Genomic DNA, 18,608 nt, shown 5'->3' on the forward strand with positions numbered 1-18,608 from the left:
CGCGGACGAGGGGTCGACCGCGCGCGATCTCGGAGCGGCGCCGCGACCGGGCGAAGCTACGCTCTCCTGATGGCTGCTGCCCTGCGCCCTGTCTTCGTCGTCGACGCCGTCCGCACCCCGATCGCACGTTACGCCGGCGCGCTGGCGACGGTCCGCCCGGACGACCTCGCGGCGCACGTCCTCGAGGCGCTCGTGCGCCGCCAGCCCTCGCTCGCGCCGCGCCTCGACCAGGTCGTCCTCGGCGCGACGAACCAGGCCGGAGAGGACAACCGCAACGTCGCGCGCATGGCCGCCCTGCTCGCCGGCCTCCCCTACGAGGTCCCGGGCGTCACGGTGAACCGCCTCTGCGGCTCGGGGCTCGAAGCGGTGGCCGACGCCGCGCGCATGATCGCCACCGGCGAGGCCGACTGCGTGATCGCCGGCGGCGTCGAGAGCATGACGCGCGCGCCGTTCACGATGCCCAAGCAGGCCGAGCGCTTCGATCGGAGCGCGCCGACGGTCTACGACACGACGCTCGGCTGGCGCTACCCGAACCCGAGGATGGCCGCGCGGTTCGAGCTCCAGTCGATGGGCGAGACCGCCGAGAACGTGGCCAAGAAGCACGGCGTCAGCCGCGAGGATCAGGATCGGTTCGCGCTCTCGTCCCACGAGCGCGCCACGCTCGCGTGGGAGTCGGGCGGGTTCGCCGCCGAGGTCGTCCCGGTCCCCGTCCCCCAGAAGAAGGGCGCGCCCGTCCTGTTCGAGCGCGACGAGTCCGTGCGCGCCGACGCCTCGCTCGAGGCGCTGTCGAAGCTGAAGCCCGCCTTCCGCGAGGGCGGGACGGTGACGGCGGGCAACGCCTCGCCCCTCAACGACGGCGCCGCTGCGCTCCTGCTCGCCTCGGGCGACGCCGTGCAGTCCGCCGGGGCGGCGCCGCTCGCGCGCGTCGTCGCGACCGCGACCGCGGGGGTCGATCCCAACCTCATGGGCGAGGGGCCGATCCCCGCCGTGAAGAAGCTGCTCCAGCGGACCGGGCTGCGCGTGCCCAACGTGGACGTCTTCGAGCTCAACGAGGCGTTCGCGGCGCAGGCGCTCGCGTGCTCGCGCGCGCTGGAGCTCGATCCGGCGCGCGTCAATGTCCGGGGCGGCGCGATCGCGCTCGGTCACCCGATCGGCTGCTCGGGCGCGCGCATCGCGTGCACGCTCGTGCATGCCATGCGCGCGCGCGGCGCCAAGGTCGGGGTCGCTTCGCTGTGCATCGGCGTGGGCCAGGGCATCGCGACGCTGTTCGAGCGCGCCTGAGGCGATTTCGCCGCTCGTCCGCGGCGCCAGATGCGATAAGACCGCCGTACCAGGACGCAGGAGGGGGGCTCGCGGCTCTCCTCCCTCGGCTGACGGCGCCGCCTCGGCGGCAAAGAACAGGAGAAGGCCCGATGGAGTTCCCCCCGATCAATGTGCCCGGCAGCGGCCAGCTTCACGCCCGACTGAAGACCTCGCTCGGTGAGATCACCATCCGCCTCGAGGAGCAGCGCGCCCCGAACACCGTCAAGAACTTCGTCGGCCTCGCCACGGGCGCGATCAACTGGATCGATCCGACGACGGGCAAGGGGATGCAGGGGACGCCCTGTTACGACGGCGTCCGCTTTCACCGCGTCATCTCGGGGTTCATGATCCAGTGCGGCGATCCGCTCTCGCGCTACCCGGAGAAGGCGCCGCTCTGGGGCACGGGCGGCCCGGGCTACAAGTTCGCCGACGAGTTCAACCCCGAGCTGCGGCACGACGGCCCCGGCGTGCTCTCGATGGCGAACTCCGGCAAGAACACGAACGGCGCGCAGTGGTTCATCACCGAGGGGCCGACGCCGCACCTCGACAACCGGCACTCGGTGTTCGGCAAGGTCGTGAGCGGGCTGGACGTCGTGAACCGCATCGCCAACGTGGCGACCACGCGCGACCGGCCGAACCAGGACGTCGTCCTCGAGCGCGTCGAGATCTTCCGGCAGTAGCCGCGTCCAGCGACGCGCGATCGCGCCCAGCGTCGCGCGTCGCGCGTCGCGGCCAGCGCCGCGCTCGTTCAGCGGGCGCAGCAGACGGTGATCTTGTCGTCGCCTTCCTCGACCTCGCCTCGGGGGTCGCCGCCGCGCGGCTGGCAGCTGCCGGCTCCGGTCACCTCGATCGACACCGAGGCGGCGGGGGGCGGCTCGCCGACGCAGGCCCCGTTGAACGGCACGGTCTCGATGGGCTCCCGACAGCGGGTCTCCCCGAAGAGCGCCAGCGTCGCCGCGCAGCGCACGCCGTCCGCGTCGCACGTGCACCGCGTGCAGCCGCGGTTGTCGACCATCGAGCTCGCGAACAGGTGTCGCTCGCCGAACCCCTCGGGGCAGCGCCGCTCCCCCTCGCGCCAGATGCAGACGCCCTGCTCGAACGGCGCGTCGACCTCTCGCGGGGCGCAGGCCTCGCCCGCGTCGCATCCGCCGGCGTCCGGCCCGGGGGCGCACACGAGCCCCTCGACGCCGAAGCGCGGCGGCGGCAACGTCGCCTCGCCGCCCGACGCGGCGCACGTCGCCGAATCCACGTCGGGCGCTTCGGCGCTGTAGCTGCCGGGCTGGAAGTCGCGGAGGTTGATGCAGTTCTCCGACTCGACCGGCAGCGTCACGCTCGCCCCGTCACACCCCTCGTCCCCATACACGGTGACCGCCGGACGCTCGCACTCCACGTCCGGCGCGCCGCACGAGCACGGGCTGCAGGTCGCGGGCGTGTCGACGGGATCGCGGCCGCCCACGTCCACCCGCGTGGAGAAGCCCTCGGGACAGGCGACGTCCGCGGCCTCGGGGCCCTCGTACAGCAGGCCGGGCCCCTGCCAGTCCGCGGGCACGGCGACGCAGGCGAACCCGCCGCAGTCGTCGTCGGCGCAGTCGACCGCGCCGTCGCCGTCGTCGTCGTCGCCGTTCGAGCACTGCTCGCCGCCGCCTCCGCCGCTGCTCGTGGTGCTCGCGGTCGTCGTCTGGCCGCCGCCGCTGCCGCCGGAGCCGCTCCCGGACGACTGCGGGAAGAGCTCGGGCTCGAACTGATCGAAGTCCTGGGTGCAGGCGCTCGCCGCGAGGAGAGCGACGATCGCGGTGACGCTTTGGACGGCAGAGCGGCGCAACACGACCTCCTGGATCGGCGAGCTTCGCCTGGATGGATGCAGCCATGGCGACGGTATCACGACCGCCTGCCGCCATGGCGAGCTCCGCGGTCGGCGAGGCTCGGCCCCCTTCCGCGGCTGTCTTGCTGCGGCGCTCCTTGCTGCACCGCGCCCGCGCGCCGCGTCACCCCGGCGGGGGCGCCGGCGGCGCGTCGGACCAGAGCGACGCGAGCGTCTCGATCTCCTGCGCGAGCTCTTCCGTCGCCTTGCCTGCGAGCCGCGCCCGCTCGGCGCCGAGCGCCTCGACGACGGCGGCGCGATCGTCGGGGGACAGCTCCTCGGCCCTCGTCATCTGCGCGAGCGCCTCGTCGACGTCGTGCAGCTGGCCGAGGCGGCGCTGCAGGCGTGACGCCGATTTGGCGGTGCGCTCGGCGCGCTCTCCGAAGAGCGGCGAGAACGTCTCCGCGGAGTAGCGCAGCCGCTTGAAGCGGATCCGGAGCGCGTGCATGGCCGCGCCGTCGCTCGGATCGCTCGCCGCGAGCGCGCGCACGTCCTGTAAGGCATCGCGGATGGCCCGCCGCGCGAGCGCCTCGGCGCCGCGCTTCTTCGCCTTCTTGCGCGAGATGCGCCGCTCGAGGCGCGCGAGGTACGGCTCCAGCCGGAGCCGCTCGCCCACCACGGGCGCGCCCGCCCGCGGCTCGTCCGCCTCGCCCACCGCCACGGGCGTGCCGGCCCGCGGCTCGTCCGCCTCGCCCGCCGGCGGCGCGTCGGCCCGCGGCTCATCCGCGTCGCCCGCCGGCCCATCGGCCCGCGGCGCGCCTTTGTCGCCCGGATGATCCCGCCGGAGCAGCTCGACGATATGGGCCCTCGCCTCGTGCTCGCGGCGCGAGCGCTGCGCGACCCAGGCGGCGACGGCCGCCCGCGGCGCCTCGCCCAGCTCGAGCGCGGTGAGCGTCTCGCGCAGCACCTCCTCGTCGCGCAGCGTCCCGGTCGCCCGCGCGAACTCCCGCAGCCCGTCGGCGATGGGGCGGATCCGCTTCTTGCCGTAGATGCGTCGCGCCGGCTTGAGCAGCGTCCGGAGCCGGCGGAGCGACACCCGGAAGTCGTGCACGGCTTCCTCGTCCGGCTCGGCGCCGTGCGCGCTCGTGGCGACGACGCGCCGCGCATCGGCGCGCACGCTCTCGATGTGGGTGAGCAGCACCGGACCGAGGAAGCCCCGCGCCGAGAGCTTCGCCCCGGCGCCGCCGCCCGCCGGAGGCGCGCTCCCCTCGCCGCCGCCTTCCGGCGGCGCGCTCCCCTCGAGCGGCGTCACAGCCGCGTGAGCGCCACCGTCACCAGCGGTCGCCTCCCGAGCTTCGCCTCGATCGTCCGGCGCGCCGCGAGCCGGGCGACCTCGATGATGTCGTTGTCCCGGCGCCGCGCGCGCGGATCGCAGTCGTTCACCGCCTGCGCGACCGCGCGCGCCGCGGCCCTCAGCGCGCTGCCCTCGAGCTCCCCGGTGACCCCGCGGGCGACGACCTGCGGCGGCGCCGCGAGGGCGCCGTGCACGTCGACGACCAGCGACACGAACGCCACCCCGGAGCGACCGAGGTTCGCGCGCTCCCGGAGGATCTCCTCGCCGAGCTCCTCGCCCCCCGCCGTCGCCACCCGACCGGTCACGGCCCGGCCGCTCCGGCCGAGCGGCTGCGTCTTGCCGATCTCCACGACGTGGCCGTTCTCGGCGACGAGCACCTCGGCCACGCCGCGCTCCCGCGCGAGCGCCGCGTGCCGCGTCAGGTGGTGCAGCGCGCCGTGCACGGGGAGGAAGCTGCGCGGCTGGGTGAGATCGATCATGCGCTCCTGCTCTGTCCGGTGCGCGTGCCCGCTCGCGTGCACGCGCCGATCCGTCGACCACGTCACGAGCTCGACGCCGAGGCGGAGCAGCCCGGCCATCATATCGACCACCGGTCGATCGTTGCCAGGGATGACGCGGCTCGAGAGCACGACCCGATCGCCCTCTTCGAGGCGCAGCAGCGGGTGCGTCCCCGACGCAAAGCGCGTCAGGGTGGAGGCCCGCTCTGCCTGGGTGCCGCTCGCGACCACGAGGAGCCGCTCGCGCGGCATGGAGGAGGCGACCTCGGGCGGGACGAGCAGGTCGCTCGGCCACGGGAGCCGCCCCACGGCCTGCGCGGCGCGCACGTGCGTCTGCACGCTGCGGCCGAGGAGGCAGATCTTGCGGCGCGCGCGGACCGCGGCCTGACCGAGGGCGAGCAGGCGCTGGACGTTGGAGGCGAAGACGCCGACCACGACGCGCGCCGGCGCGGTCTCGACGAGCTCCGCGAGCGCGTGGGCGACGTCGCGCTCGCTCCCCGCCTCGCCGGGCGAGTCCACGTTCGTGCTGTCGGACAGGAGCAGCCGGACCCCGGCGTCGCCGAGCGCGCGGAAGCGGGCCTCGTCGGTCGGCTCGTTGTCGAGCGGCGTCGGGTCCAGCTTGAAGTCCCCGGTGTGGATGACGAGCCCCGCGGCCGTGTGGATCGCCAGCGCCGTGGCATCGACGATGGAGTGCGTCACCCGGAGCGGCTCCACGACGAAGCCGCCGATCGCGACCTCGCGCCCGACCTGCGTCGGCAGGAGCCGCACCTTGTCTTCGAGCGCGTGCTCGGCGAGCCGGTAGCGCACGAGCTCCAGCGCGTGCGGCGGGCCCCAGACGGGGACGTCGAGGTGGCGCAGGAGGAAGGGCAGCCCGCCGATGTGGTCCTCGTGGCCGTGCGTCAGCACGACGCCGCGCACCCGCTCGCGCAGCGCGAGCACGTGATCGAAGCGCGGGTGGTACACGTCGACGCCGAGGTCCGAGCTCGGGAACGTCACCCCGCAGTCGATGAGCAGAATGCCGTCGGCCTGCTCGAGCGCGAGACAGTTCATGCCGACCTCGCCGAGCCCTCCGAGAGGCACGAGCCGCAGGGTGGACGGGGCTGGCGGGGGGAGCTGGCTCGGGGCGGGGGCGCTCTGCTCGGGATGCACGTTCGGTGAAGGGGGGGGTCTGCCACCCAGGGCGCCGGAGGCCTACGGCCCACGGCTTGCTGAGCTGGTCTGTAAGAGAGAGGACGACTTCTTCAAGACCTAACCGACATCGGCTCGCCGTCCCCTTCGAAACTTCGAGCGACAGTGTAGCCACAGGGTGGCCCCTTGCGTCACGCTCTCTCTTTCCCGTGGCGGCGCGAGGCCCGGGGCCGCCGGCCTCGCCGGGCTCGCGCCGCGCGGCCCGGTCCCAGCGCACCTTGCCTTCTCCGCCGTCTCACCGCCGCCCGATGCCGGACCCCGAGCCGCCTTTCCCCTGAACGTTCCGAGGAGCCACCGGTGATCGCTGCCCTGCTCGTCAATCTCCTCCGCCTGCTGCTGCTCCCGGCGAGCGCGCTTCGCTGGGCGTTTGCTGCACCACGGGGCGGGTATGTCGTCCTCGAAATCGACGGCCGCGTGGTCGATCTCCAGCCGCCCCGGGTCCGCCTCGCCCTCTGGTGGCGTCCTCGGAAGAGGGCCCCGCTCTCGGTGGAGCGCGTCCGGGAGCTCGGCAAGCACCTGATGAAGGACCCGCGCCCGGCGGGGCTGCTGCTCCGGATGCGATCGGTCCACGCGGGGCCCGCGGTGCTCGCCTCGCTGCGGGACGCGCTCCTCGAGATCCGCGCGGGGGGCAAGGACATCGTGGCGTACCTGCCGATGGGCGCCGACAACGCGACGCTCCTGCTCGCCTCGGCGGCGCGCGCCGTCGTCGTCGGGCCCGAGACGCTGGTGTCGCCGCTCGGGTTCGCGGTGGAGGGCCGCTACGTGCGCCGCGCGCTGGAGCAGGCCGGCGTCGAGCCCGAGGTGTTCGCGAAGGGCATGTACAAGAACGCCGGCGAGGTGCTCGTGCGCGACACGATGAGCGCCGCGCAGCGCGAGCAGGTCGGCGCCCTGCTCGACGCGCGCCTCGGCGACCTCGTCGCGGCGCTCGCCCAGGGGCGCCGCGTCGATCGCGAGACGGCCGCGCGGTGGATCGACGAGGCGCCCTACGGCGCGGAGCAGGCCGTGGCGCGGGGCATCATCGACGCGGTCGCGTACGAGGACGAGCTCGAGCACATGCTCGCGACGGGGCTGCTCCCGGGCACGACCGCGCCGCGCCGCGCCCAGGTCGGCGCCTCGGGCTCCGCGGGCGAGGGGGCGCTCGCGTCCGGCCGGCACGGGAGGGCCCGCCTCGTGGCGGCGGGCCGTTACCTGCGCGCGCGGCGCGCGCTGTCGCTGCGGCCGATGCTGCCGCGGCCCATCATCGGCGTCGTCGAGGTGCACGGCGCGATCGTCAGCCGCGCCCACTTCCGGGGCGCCTCGCTCGCCAGCGAGGAGCGGCTCGTCGCGAGCCTGCGCGCGGCGCGGCAGAACCCGCGCATCCGGGGGGTCATCCTCCACATCGACTCGCCGGGCGGGTCCGCGCTCGCGTCCGACCGGATCCACCACGAGGTCACGCGGCTCGCCGAGGTCAAGCCGGTCGTGGCGTGCATGTCGAACGTGGCGGCGAGCGGCGGCTACTACGTCGCGGCGGCGGCGCACGCGATCGTCGCGCAGCCGCAGACGATCACGGGGAGCATCGGCGTGGTGTCGGCGCGCTTCGCGCTCGGCCCGCTGCTCGAGCGGCTCGGCGTCTCGACCGACGTCGTGAAGCGCGGCGCGCGGGCCGACCTGTTCTCCCCGTCGCGCAAGCTCGACGCGGGGGAGCGGGCGGTGATGGAGCGCGAGCTCGACGCGATCTACGCGACGTTCCTCCGGGTGGTCGCGCGCGGGCGGCGGCGCCCGGTCGAGGAGATCGAGCCGCTCGCGCAGGGGCGCGTCTACAGCGGCGCCGAGGCGCAGGCGCGCGGGCTCGTCGACATGCTCGGCGGGTTCGAGCGGGCGCTCCACGAGCTGCGCCAGATGATCGGGCCGAAGGCGGCGGCCATCGAGCCGGCGATCGTGCGCGCGTCGCGGTACATCCCGCCGCCGCCGCTGCTGCCGGCGCCGGTGCCGACGCTGCTCGACCTCGTCGGGCTGCACGGGGTCGCCGAGGAGGTGACGCTCGCGATCCACTGCCAGGGGGAGCGGGTGCTCGCGTACTGCGCGGAAGCGACGGAGCTCGACTAGAGCACCGACGGCTGCGGAGGTGTGGGCGCGCCCGCGCTCCCACACCTGGCCCGGCTCTCCGGATTCATTGAATCCCCTTCCGGACGGGGTCGGATTTTTGCGGGGGAAAGCTGTGCGTAATCTGTGCGCCCGGTGGGTAGCACCTGTTCAGAACTGCTCAGAGATCGCGACGAATCCCGCGCCGAACGGACGAGACGCTATATGTGGGCCCTGTTCGGCCCGGGATCCCAAGATGTAGCGGTTCTCCTTGACGCACGGGCCCTTCGCGGGTTTGACTAGCTGGCGGTCAGGCGCTCCCGAATGTCGGCGCACGCCTTTCAGGCATGGCACCTGGACCTATGCTCACTGGCCGGAAGACGGAACGTTTGAGCAGGTAGCAGGGGAGAAGCAAACCGGACCTGTGGAGATCCGAGGCGAACAAGCCTCCGGTGTTCTCCCGGGAACTATTTGTGCTTTCGGTACGATCCGAGTCACCGACCGGTGCGGTGGCTTACAGGAGGACTTGGAGATGGCCCAGTCGGCAGTTGTGGGTGACGGCGGTAAGCTACCCGCCGGGAACGGCAAGATGACGGCGCGGACGAAGGAAGATGCGGGGGCCCGTCCGGTGACCGGCGGGGCTGCCAGGGCGCAGGTCAACGGCGCGGCTGCGACGAAGGCCGCGAAGAAGGGGGCCTCGCGCCCGCGCGGGCTCGGGTTCGAGCGGCGGTTCACGCACCGCGGCGTCGACCCGCTCGACGAGGTCACCTGGGAGCGCCGCTCGAGCGTCATCACCAACCCCGACGGCTCGGTCGTCTTCAAGATGGAAGGGGCCGAGATCCCCGCCGGCTGGTCGCAGCTCGCGACCGACATCGTCGTCTCCAAGTACTTCCGCAAGGCGGGGATCCACGGCAAGAAGGAGCTCGGCGAGACGAGCGTCCGCCAGGTCGTCCACCGGCTCGCGCGCACCATCCGCGAGGCGGGCGAGCACTTCGGCGGCTACTTCTCCTCCACGAAGGACGCGGACACCTTCGAGGCCGAGCTCGCGTACCTGCTCGTCCACCAGTACGGCGCGTTCAACTCGCCCGTGTGGTTCAACTGCGGGCTCTTCCACCGCTACGGCATCGAGGGGTCGGGCGGCAACTACGCCTGGAACGAGGCCTCGGCCGACGCGGGGAACGGGGGCGCCGTCGCGAAGGGCGCGTCCACGAGCCGGGCGAACGGGGCGGGCGCGGTCGACGAGATCATCGAGACCCGGAACGCGTACGAGCGGCCGCAGTGCTCCGCGTGCTTCATCCAGGCGGTCCAGGACGACCTGATGAGCATCTACGACCTCGTCAAGGCCGAGGCCCGGCTGTTCAAGTACGGGTCGGGGACGGGGACGAACTTCAGCGCGATCCGCGGGAAGCAGGAGAAGCTCTCGGGCGGCGGGACGAGCTCGGGGCTCATGAGCTTCCTCGAGGTGTTCGACCGCGCCGCCGGCGCCACCAAGAGCGGCGGCACGACGCGGCGCGCCGCCAAGATGGTCTGCCTCGACATGGACCACCCGGAGATCGTCGACTTCATCCAGTGGAAGGTCCGCGAGGAGAAGAAGGCGATGGCCCTCATCGCCTCGGGGTACCCCTCCGACTTCAACGGCGAGGCGTACCACACGGTGAGCGGGCAGAACTCGAACAACTCCGTGCGCGTGAGCGACGACTTCATGCGCGCGGCGGCGACGGGCGCGCCTTGGGAGACGCGGTCCCGGACGACCGGCGAGGTCGTCGACACCCTGAGCGCCAAGGACCTCTGGCGCCAGATCGCCGAGGCGGCGTGGGGCTGCGCCGACCCGGGGGTGCAGTACGACACGACCATCAACCGCTGGCACACGTGCCCGAACACGGCGCGCATCAACGCCTCGAACCCGTGCTCCGAGTACATGTTCCTCGACGACTCGGCCTGCAACCTGTCGAGCCTCAACCTCACCCGGTTCCTCCGCGAGGACGGCTCGTTCGACATCGAGGGCTACCGCCACGCGGTGCGGGTGTTCTTCGTCGCGCAGGAGATCCTCGTCGACTTCTCGGCGTACCCCACCCGGAGCATCGCGAAGAACTCGCACGACTACCGCCCGCTCGGGCTCGGTTACGCGAACCTCGGCACGCTGCTCATGCTGCAGGGCATCCCGTACGACTCCGACCAGGGCCGCGCGGTCGCGGGCGCGCTCACCGCGATCCTGTGCGGCCACGCGTACCGGGTCTCGGCCGAGATGGCCGCGGCGAAGGGGCCGTTCGCCGGGTTCGCGAGGAACCGCGAGCCGATGCTCCGGGTGATGGGCATGCACCGCGACGCCGCCTACGCGATCGATCGCGACCGCTGCCCGGAGTCGCTCTGGCGGGCGGCGTGCGCCGACTGGGACGAGGCGGTGCGGCTCGGGCAGGAGCACGGCTACCGCAACGCCCAGGCGACCGTGCTCGCCCCGACCGGCACCATCGGCCTGCTGATGGACTGCGACACGACGGGCATCGAGCCCGACTTCTCGCTCGTGAAGTTCAAGAAGCTCGCCGGCGGCGGCTACTTCAAGATCGTGAACCAGTCCGTGCCCGAGGCGCTCCGGCGGCTCGGCTACCCCGAGGCCGAGGTGCAGGAGATCGTCGCCTACGTCTCCGGCACGAACACCCTCCTGGCGGCGCCGCACGTGAACCGAGCCTCGCTCAAGGCGCGGGGGCTCACGAACGACGACCTCGCGAAGGTCGAGGCCGCCATCCCCGGCGTCTTCGATCTGGATCTCGCCTTCGGCCCGTGGATCCTCGGCGAGGAGACCTACGACCGGCTCGGCGTCTCCAAGGAGTCGCGGGCGCGCTTCGGCTTCTCGCTGCTCCAGCACCTCGGCTTCTCGCCCGCGGAGATCGAGGAGGCGAACGAGACGATCATCGGCCGCATGACGGTGGAGGGGGCGCCGCACCTGCGCGAGGAGCACTACGCGGTGTTCGACTGCGCCAACCGCTGCGGCAAGAAGGGCCGGCGCTACCTCGCGCCGATGGCGCACGTCCGGATGATGGCCGCAGCGCAGCCGTTCCTGTCCGGCGCGATCTCGAAGACGGTGAACCTGCCGAACGACGCGACGATCGAGGACGTGCAGCGGATCTACGAGGAGGGGTGGCGCCTCGGGCTCAAGGCGGTCGCGCTCTACCGCGACGGCTGCAAGGCGTCGCAGCCGCTCTCGTCGACCTCGAGCTCGAGCGACGGCAAGGCGGACGCCAAAGGCAAGGCGGACAAGGCGGACAAGGCCGAGATCGCCGGGCCCGTGCTCCAGGCGGCGACGGCGCTGGCGCGCCCGCGCTCGCCCTCGGCGGCGGCGCCCGAGCGGTTCCGCCTGCCCAGGAAGCGCAAGGGCTTCACGCAGGAGGCGCGCGTCGGCGGGCACAAGATCTACCTCCGCACCGGCGAGTACGACGACGGGACGCTCGGCGAGATCTTCATCGACCTCCACAAGGAGGGGGCCGCGTTCCGCTCGATGATGAACTGCTTCGCGATGGCGGTGTCGATCGGGCTCCAGTACGGCGTGCCGCTCGAGACGTTCGTCGAGCAGTACACCTTCACCCGGTTCGAGCCGCAGGGCGTGGTCGAGGGGCACGACTACGTGAAGTTCTCGACCTCGATCGTGGACTACCTCTTCCGCGTGCTCGGGGTCGAGTACCTGAACCGCTACGATCTCGCCCACGTGCAGCCGGTCACCTCGGCCATGGAGGATCCGGTCGAGTCGCGGGCCCAGGAGAGCGGCGTGGCGTCGTTCACGCAGGGCGCCTCGGCGTCGGCGGTGCTCGACGGCGGGGGACGGGCGGCGAGCGCGCTCGACGCGCAGCTCGAGGACATGATGGGCGACGCGCCGGTCTGCGACGGCTGCGGGCACATCACCGTGCGCAACGGGGCCTGCTACAAGTGCCTCAACTGCGGCAACAGCATGGGTTGCAGCTGAAGAGCGACGGGCGGGGGTGGGGGTGATGCGGGAGGGGCTGGCGGGGGGCCCCTCCCACGAACTCGCGCCTCTTGGCGGCTATGGCCTCCTGAACCGGTGAGATGGGAGCTGGAACGCCTCGCTGCGCTGAAGGCCGGCGCTCGGATTCGTGGGGCCCTACCCCCGCCAGCCCCTCCCGCATCACCCCCACCCCCGCCGACCCGAGGGGGGAAGGGGGGCGAGGAGCGATCGCCGGGACGATCGCTGACGGTGGGCGGTCAATATGGACCGCTGGGGGATCGCTGATTCGTGGACGGTGATGGTGCCCGTTGACCGCTGACGGTGACGATGATCACCGGCGGCGCTCGTCGACGGCTCACGATGAGCGCCGAGCCGTGGCGGAGGTCGTGCTGCGCGGGAGGTCTGCGGGGGCGTCCGGACGCGGTTCTACTTTGTCAGCCCGATGGCTGTGCTCCGCGAAGCTTTGTAGAAGACGACGCATGATCCGGTCGCGTTCGTCCATGGCCTTCGTCGTCCTCGCCTGCGGCATCCTGTCCAGCGCCTGCCAGAAAGAAGAAGCAGCGCCGGAGACCATCCCCGCGCCCGCGCAAACGGTCGCGCCGGTGGCCGCCGATCCGGTGCCCGCTGCGACGCCGGATCCGACGCCGACGCCCGCTGCAACCCAGGAGCCCTCCGCAGCGGCCTCCGCCGAGCCCGCGGCCGCAGACGCAGACGCGGGGACGGCGACGGCCGAGGCCGAGCCGGCGGCGGCGGGGGCATCCCGCGGGGGAGGCGCCTCCATCCAGGCGTGCTGCACGGCGCTCCACGCCGTCGCCACCAAGTCGGGCAAGTCGTCGGAGGCCAAGTCGAAGGCGGCGACGGCATCCCATCTCTGCGCCGGGATCGAGAAGCTCGTGAAGAGCGGGAAGACCCCGCGCGCCAAGGCGCTCACCCAGATCCGAGCGAGCCTCGGCGGAACCACGCCGCCTGCCGAGTGCAACTGAGCCAGGGCGGTCAGCGCGCTCGCGAGCGCCGCGGACGCGATGTGAAGAGCCCGAGGCGCGCTCGCGAGCGCCGCGAGCCGCTCGGAACAGTCCACCAGTCCGGATCATCCGCGCCGCGGAGCACCCTCCGCCGCGCGGCTCAGGCGAAGTGGTCGTACCCCCGCGCCACGAGGCTCGTGAGCTGCCCGTCCGGGCCGAGCAGCGCCACGTCGCTCGCGCCCTCCTCCCGCGGCGCGCAGCGGCCGATCGCCACGAAGCCGGGGAGCGCCCCGACGTCCGGGCCCGCGACCGCCACCGCGTAGTCCTCGCCGCCATACAGCGCGAGCTCCAGCGCATCGGCGCCGAGCAGCGCGGCGGCCTCGCGGAGCTCGGCGCTCACGAGCGCCCCGGGGTCGAGCAGCACGCGCACGCCGCTCGCGGCCGCGAGGTGCGCGAGATCCGCGGCGAGGCCGTCGGAGATGTCGATCGCCGCGCGGGCGGCCGCGGCCGCGCGGAGGCCCGCCTCGATGCGCGCCACCGGCCGGCGGAACGCCCGGATCGCCGGGGCGGCCGCCGCGCCGGCCAGCGAGACGCGCCGATCGAGCAGCGCGAACCCAGCCGCGGCGAGGCCGACCGGCCCCGCCAGCGCGAGCGCGTCGCCAGGGCGCGCGCCGTCGCGCCGGAGCGGCGCGGCCGCGACGCCGAGCGCCGTCGTGGTGATCGAGATCTCTCCGCCCCGCGAGAGGTTGCCGCCGACGACCGCCGCGCCGATCTCGTCGCACGCGGCGCGCTGGCCCGCGGCGATGGCGCCGAGATCGTCGTCGCTCACGTCCGGAGGCAACACCAGCGCGGCGAGCAGGCCGAGCGGGCGCGCCCCCATCGCGGCGAGATCGCTCGCCGCAGCCATCGTCGCCCGGTAGCCGAGGTCCTCGAAGCTCAGGAGATCGCGCCGGAAATGCACGCCCTCGACGGCGCTGTCGACCGTCCAGACGAGCGGCGCCGCGCCGCCAGGGAGCGCCCCGCCCTCCGGAGCCACGGGCGCGAGGATCGCGGCGTCGTCGCCGATGCCGCAGAGCACGTGCTCGCCGGCCGCGCCGCCGAGCACGGCGCGCAGCAGCGCGATGCGCGTCCACTCGGAGCGCCCGCTCATCGAGGCCCGCTCATTGGAAGATGGGCGGCACGAGGCTGTTCGACGACGAGCCGGCGACCGTGGGCAGCTTGACCACGAACACGGTCCCGCGCGGCTCGTTCGGCTCGATGCGGACCGTGCCGCTGTGCGCCTCGACCAGCCGCTTGACGATCGAGAGGCCGAGGCCCGTGCCGCCGTGCTCCCGGGTCGAGCTCTGATCGATCTGGTAGAACGGATCGAACACCTTCAGCCGCTCGCCAGGAGGAATGCCGATGCCCGTGTCCACGACGCGGATCTCGACCGCCTGCTGGAGCGGCGCGACCAGCACCAGCCCGGGGAGATCGTCCGTGTCCTCGCTCACGGCGCGGGCGACGAGCTGCACCTCGCCCCCCGGCTCGGTGAACTTCACCGCGTTCTCGACGAGGTTGACGAAGACCTGGCGCAGCCGGTCGCTGTCCCCGAGCACCGGCGGGAGATCGCTCTCGGCGTGGATCCGGAGCTCGACGCCCTTCTTCGAGGCGGCCGGCGCCATCGTCGACGCCGCCTCCACGAGCACCGGGCCGACCGCCACCTCGGTGCGGTGCACGATCAGCGTGCCGCTCTCCAGCTTCGAGAGATCCAGGAGGCTCATGATGAGCCCGAGCAGCTGCTCGCTCTTCGACCGGATCGTGTCGATGAACTCGCGCTGCTCGCCCGTCAGCGGCCCGCCGATGCCCTCGGCGAGCATCTCGCTGTAGCCCATGATCGACGTGAGCGGGGTCCGGAGCTCGTGCGACACCGTGGCGAGGAAGTTCGACTTGAGCCGGTCGAGCTCCTTCAGCCGCTCGTACGCCTGCTCCAGCTCGGCGTTCTTCTGCGAGAGCTCTCGGAAGCTCTCGCGGATCGACGCGACGTGCATTGTCGACGTGAGGAGCGACTTGTGCCCGCTGAACAGGATGAGATCGAGGACGGCGCGGAGGTGAGCCGCGATCTGGCCGAGCCGCTCCGGCCGGAGCCGCGGCAGCGGCGGCAGCCCCTCCGCCGCGCGCGCCTGCTCGAGCTGCGCCGCCGCCGCGAGCTCTGCCGCGGGAGGCTCGTCGAGGCCCTCGGGCAGGTACGGGCCGAGGATCGACCGGCCGATCGCGCGACCGTCGTACTCGATCGGGAACACCTGGTAGAGCGCGCCGGGGGAGCGGGGATCCGCGAGCTCGCCGCCGGCCGCCGGGCCGCGCCCCTGCGCCCGATCGGGAGGCGCCGCGCCGGTCCGCTGGGTCTCCTGCGCGTCGCCGGCAGGGTCGCGCGGAGACGCGAGCGGCGCGGGCGCGCCGGCCTCCGCGAGCGTCGCGCCGCCGATCGACTGGATGCGGATGGGCAGCCCGAACAGCTCGTGGAACGACGCCGCCATCTCGCCGAGGGCCTGACGATCGACGAGATCCTCGAGCGAGAGCGGGCCGATGCCGACCAGATCGACGACCGGCGCGGCCGCGGGGGGCGGCAGCGTCGAGGGCTCGGGCGCGCTCGCCGCGCCATCGCGCTTCGAGGAGCTGGGTGCGTCCGCGACGCGCGCCGACGGCATCGGCGCGGAGCTCGGCACATGGAGGAGGTCCTCGTCGTCGAGGCCGAAGTCAGCCGGCGTCCCCTTGTGGGCGTCGGGCCTCATGGAACGATCCGGGAGCTCTTCTCGAAGCTGCCGCCCATACGCCTCGCCAGGAGTTCGCCCACCGAGCTCGTCACCCCGAGCTGGCGCGCCGCGCTGTTCAGGAGCTCCTCGCCGCTGATCGACAGCCGCTTCGAGAGCTGGTGCGTCTGATCGAGCGTCTCCCACGTGAGGTGGAGCAGGCCCATGAACGTCTCCACCGTGCCCATGCCGCGGGTCGCGATGGCCCGGTACACCGGCTCCTTGCCCCGCGCGGCGAGCCGCGCCAGCTCCTCGTCGCTCCGGATGTCGGGGAGGTCGCGCTTGTTGAACTGGATGACGAGCGGCATCCGCGCGAGATCCAGGCCGTTCTCCCGCAGGTTCTGGCGGAGGTCGAAGAACGCCTCGGCGTTGCGCTGCGTCTCCGTGATCTGCGAGTCGGCGATCAGCGCGACCCCGTCCGCGCCCTGGAGCACGAGCCGCCGCGTGGCGGCGTGCATCGGCTGGCCGGGCACGGTGAACAGCTTGATGCGGAGCGAGACGTCGCCGTCCTTCGCGCGGAAGGTGAGCGGCAGGAGATCGAAGAACAGCGTGCGATCGTCCTGCGTTTCGAGCGTCATCAGGCGTCCGCGAGCGTCCGACCCGGCGAGCCCGTGCAGCGAGACGAGGTTCGTCGTCTTGCCGCTGAGCGCCGGGCCGTAATAGACGAGCTTGATCGTCACTTCACGGGCTGCGAAGTCGAGCTGCACGGCCGCATTCTCGCATGAGCGCCGGACGATTGGATATGGCCACGGCGCCCGGCATGGCCACGGCGCCCGGCCGAGGAGGCCGGGCAGGGCAGCGCCTCCCCCCGTGTCAGGAGGCGTGCGCTCGCTCAAGCCGAGTTCAGGCCGAGCCGCCGGGCGCGTTGGGCACGCTGGACACGGGCGGGGGGATCGGCTTGCTCTCGCCGTTCTCGACGGTCCAGAGCGCGCTGCGCAGCCCCTCGAGGCGGGCCGTCAGGGCCTTGAGCGCCTCCGCCTGGTCGTCGCACGCCTTGAGCTGGCTCTCGCTGCTCGGCTCGGCGCGGACCCGCTCCTCGCGGGCCGCCTTGAGCACCTCGATGACCTCCCGGTGGAGCTCCTGGCCGGCCGTGACCACCCACGCGTCGAGGCGGCTCGCGAACTCCTGGATCATCTCGTCGAGCTTCGGCCCGATCCGGGTGGCGGCCTCGCGCAGGGCGATCGGCGCCATCTCCTTCGCCTTCTTGCGGGTCTCGGCCTCGACCTTGTCCTTCACGTACACGGCCAGGACCGGCGCCGCGAGCGCCAGGATCCCGCCGAGCAGGGCGTTCGTGAACATGACGCCGAGGCCGATCGTGAAGAGCGCGAAGACCCCGACGTCGTAGCCGAACGTGTCGACCTCGACGTTCGGCGTCTTCACGTCGCCCCCGAGCGCCTCGCTGACCCGCTTGGCCACGTCGTGCGCGTCCTCGCGGACGAGCGCGATCGTCTTCTCGGCGAGCGCCTCGAGCGCCGTGGCGATCTCCTTCGTCTCGGCCTGCGCCCACTCGGCGAAGGTGCGCTCCAGGAACGCGCCGAGGTAGACCTTGATCTCGTCGGTGTGGGCCTCGTCGATGATCGCCGGCAGCTGCCGGAGCACGTCGTCGACGAAGCGGTCCAGATCGCGGCGCACCCACGCCCGGATGGCGCTCACCTCCTCGCGGATGCCGGCGCGCCGCTCCTCGATGGTGCGCGACTGGCCGGCCAGGTCCTTCTCGATCATCTCGATGCGGCGGCTGAGCTCGTCGCGCGACATCGCGGTCGCCCGCCGCCGCGCGTCCACGCCCTTGCCGAGCAGCCGCGCGGACTCCAGGCCCTCGCCGAGCGCGTTGTCGAGGAGGATGCGCCCGCGCTCCTCGGCGAGGAACCGGGTCAGGTGATCGAGCAGCTCCGGCATGCCGCTGCCGGCCCGGTCGCCCTCCAGCGCCCGCTCGCTGGAGATCGGGAACACCACCGGCGATTTCACGAGCTTGCCGAGCTCGCCCCGGATGTAGGCGAGCGCCTCGGCCTCCTCGTCCTGGCTCCAGATGTCGCGCTTCGTCACGACGAAGAGGATCTTGTCGCGGGACTGCCCGAGCAGCTTGTCCTGGAGGAAGACGCGCTCGCTCTCCTTGAGCGGCTGGCCGGCGTCGATGAGGAACAGCACGGCGTCCGACCGCGGGATGTAGCTGTAGGTGATGTCCGCGCGCTGCAGCGAGAGGTCGTTCACCCCGGGGGTGTCGACGAGGACGACGCGCTCGCGCAGGAGCTCGGCCGGGTACCCCACCTCGAGGAACTTCACCTCGCCGGCGCTCGACGAGCGCTCCCCGCCGACGGTGAAGGCCCGCACGTCCTCGAACGGCAGGCCCGCGCGCTCTCCCGACGCGTAGACCACCTCGGCGCGCGGATCGGCCGCGTACTCGAGGTGGTGGATCACCGCCGTCGTGGGCGTCACGCCGACGGGCAGGATCGAGGCGCCGAGCAGGGCGTTCACGAAGGTCGTCTTGCCGTGGTTGAACTCGCCGACCACGACGAGGTGGAACCGATCGGCCTCGAGCTTCTTCACGAGATCGTTCGTGATGCGCGTCGCGACGCTCTTCGCGCCGAGGCTCTCGGCGAACTCCGAGAGCTCCCGGAGCGCCCCGGTCACGTCGTCTTTGCGGCTGTGGAAGGATTCGAGCATGTGCGTTGACCTCGGCCTTGGGTCGGTAGCCAGGAGGAGCG

At 72.9% G+C, this 18,608-nt stretch carries 12 protein-coding genes; 5 read left to right on the forward strand and 7 right to left on the reverse strand.

The window, feature by feature from the left end; translation table 11 throughout:
* The first annotated feature begins 69 nt into the window (after window positions 1-69).
* Window positions 70-1,281, forward strand: a complete 1,212-nt coding sequence (locus WMF33_RS02890; RefSeq protein WP_061627985.1) for a thiolase family protein — start codon at window positions 70-72, stop codon at window positions 1,279-1,281.
* 131 nt (window positions 1,282-1,412) lie between these two features.
* Entirely contained in the window at window positions 1,413-1,982 is a 570-nt protein-coding gene (locus tag WMF33_RS02895; protein ID WP_437335711.1) for a peptidylprolyl isomerase, read from the forward strand.
* A gap of 68 nt (window positions 1,983-2,050) precedes the next feature.
* Here WMF33_RS02895 and WMF33_RS02900 read toward each other — a convergent pair whose 3' ends face one another.
* The 3 genes from WMF33_RS02900 to WMF33_RS02910 all read right to left on the reverse strand — a co-directional run bounded on the left by WMF33_RS02900 (window position 2,051) and on the right by WMF33_RS02910 (window position 6,004).
* Window positions 2,051-3,124 carry a hypothetical protein gene (locus WMF33_RS02900; RefSeq protein ID WP_437335712.1) on the reverse strand — a complete coding sequence of 358 codons (1,074 nt, stop codon included), beginning with the start codon at window positions 3,122-3,124 and terminating at the stop codon, window positions 2,051-2,053.
* A 163-nt stretch (window positions 3,125-3,287) separates the two neighbouring features.
* Entirely contained in the window at window positions 3,288-4,415 is a 1,128-nt protein-coding gene (locus tag WMF33_RS02905) for a CHAD domain-containing protein (protein ID WP_437335713.1), read from the reverse strand.
* Window positions 4,412-6,004 carry a ribonuclease J gene (locus tag WMF33_RS02910; RefSeq protein WP_437335714.1) on the reverse strand — a complete coding sequence of 531 codons (1,593 nt, stop codon included), beginning with the start codon at window positions 6,002-6,004 and terminating at the stop codon, window positions 4,412-4,414. Before WMF33_RS02910 ends, WMF33_RS02905 begins: the two co-directional genes overlap by 4 nt.
* A 435-nt stretch (window positions 6,005-6,439) precedes the next feature.
* Between WMF33_RS02910 and sppA the strand changes: the two genes are divergently transcribed.
* From sppA to WMF33_RS02925, 3 genes are all read left to right on the forward strand, one after another.
* A complete protein-coding gene (sppA, locus tag WMF33_RS02915) occupies window positions 6,440-8,227 on the forward strand; it encodes a signal peptide peptidase SppA (RefSeq protein WP_437335715.1) in 1,788 nt (595 codons plus the stop codon).
* A 508-nt stretch (window positions 8,228-8,735) separates the two neighbouring features.
* On the forward strand, window positions 8,736-12,158 hold the full coding sequence (locus WMF33_RS02920; protein ID WP_437335716.1) for a vitamin B12-dependent ribonucleotide reductase: 3,423 nt from the start codon (window positions 8,736-8,738) through the stop codon (window positions 12,156-12,158).
* A gap of 479 nt (window positions 12,159-12,637) precedes the next feature.
* Complete coding sequence (locus tag WMF33_RS02925) at window positions 12,638-13,141, forward strand: hypothetical protein (RefSeq protein ID WP_437335717.1); 504 nt, start codon at window positions 12,638-12,640, stop codon at window positions 13,139-13,141.
* Window positions 13,142-13,280: 139 nt separating this feature from the next.
* On the opposite strand, the gene thiL is transcribed toward WMF33_RS02925, so the two are convergent.
* The 4 genes from thiL to WMF33_RS02945 form a co-directional block, all read right to left on the reverse strand.
* The gene (gene thiL / locus WMF33_RS02930; RefSeq protein WP_437335718.1) at window positions 13,281-14,270 is read right to left on the reverse strand and encodes a thiamine-phosphate kinase; all 990 of its coding nucleotides are present in this window, start codon (window positions 14,268-14,270) and stop codon (window positions 13,281-13,283) included.
* A 10-nt stretch (window positions 14,271-14,280) separates the two neighbouring features.
* Window positions 14,281-15,888: an ATP-binding protein gene (locus WMF33_RS02935; protein ID WP_437335719.1), complete on the reverse strand. Its 1,608-nt coding sequence runs from the start codon at window positions 15,886-15,888 to the stop codon at window positions 14,281-14,283.
* Window positions 15,885-16,613, reverse strand: a complete 729-nt coding sequence (locus tag WMF33_RS02940; protein WP_020732588.1) for a GTP-binding protein — start codon at window positions 16,611-16,613, stop codon at window positions 15,885-15,887. Before WMF33_RS02940 ends, WMF33_RS02935 begins: the two co-directional genes overlap by 4 nt.
* Before the next feature lie 136 nt (window positions 16,614-16,749).
* On the reverse strand, window positions 16,750-18,567 hold the full coding sequence (locus WMF33_RS02945; RefSeq protein ID WP_437335720.1) for a dynamin family protein: 1,818 nt from the start codon (window positions 18,565-18,567) through the stop codon (window positions 16,750-16,752).
* Window positions 18,568-18,608: the final 41 nt, after the last annotated feature.

It is taken from the genome of Sorangium sp. So ce394, from assembly GCF_051474665.1.
Lineage (GTDB): Bacteria > Myxococcota_A > Polyangia > Polyangiales > Polyangiaceae > Sorangium > Sorangium cellulosum_D.

Bases quoted from the DNA above. Each gene is read 5' to 3' on its own strand.
- WMF33_RS02935 (WP_437335719.1), bottom strand. From the start codon at position 15,888: ATGAGGCCCGACGCCCACAAGGGGACGCCGGCTGACTTCGGCCTCGAC.
- WMF33_RS02895 (WP_437335711.1), top strand. From the start codon at position 1,413: ATGGAGTTCCCCCCGATCAATGTGCCCGGCAGCGGCCAGCTTCACGCC.
- WMF33_RS02945 (WP_437335720.1), bottom strand. From the start codon at position 18,567: ATGCTCGAATCCTTCCACAGCCGCAAAGACGACGTGACCGGGGCGCTC.
- WMF33_RS02890 (WP_061627985.1), top strand. From the start codon at position 70: ATGGCTGCTGCCCTGCGCCCTGTCTTCGTCGTCGACGCCGTCCGCACC.
- WMF33_RS02910 (WP_437335714.1), bottom strand. From the start codon at position 6,004: ATGAACTGTCTCGCGCTCGAGCAGGCCGACGGCATTCTGCTCATCGAC.
- WMF33_RS02925 (WP_437335717.1), top strand. From the start codon at position 12,638: ATGATCCGGTCGCGTTCGTCCATGGCCTTCGTCGTCCTCGCCTGCGGC.
- WMF33_RS02920 (WP_437335716.1), top strand. From the start codon at position 8,736: ATGGCCCAGTCGGCAGTTGTGGGTGACGGCGGTAAGCTACCCGCCGGG.
- thiL (WP_437335718.1), bottom strand. From the start codon at position 14,270: ATGAGCGGGCGCTCCGAGTGGACGCGCATCGCGCTGCTGCGCGCCGTG.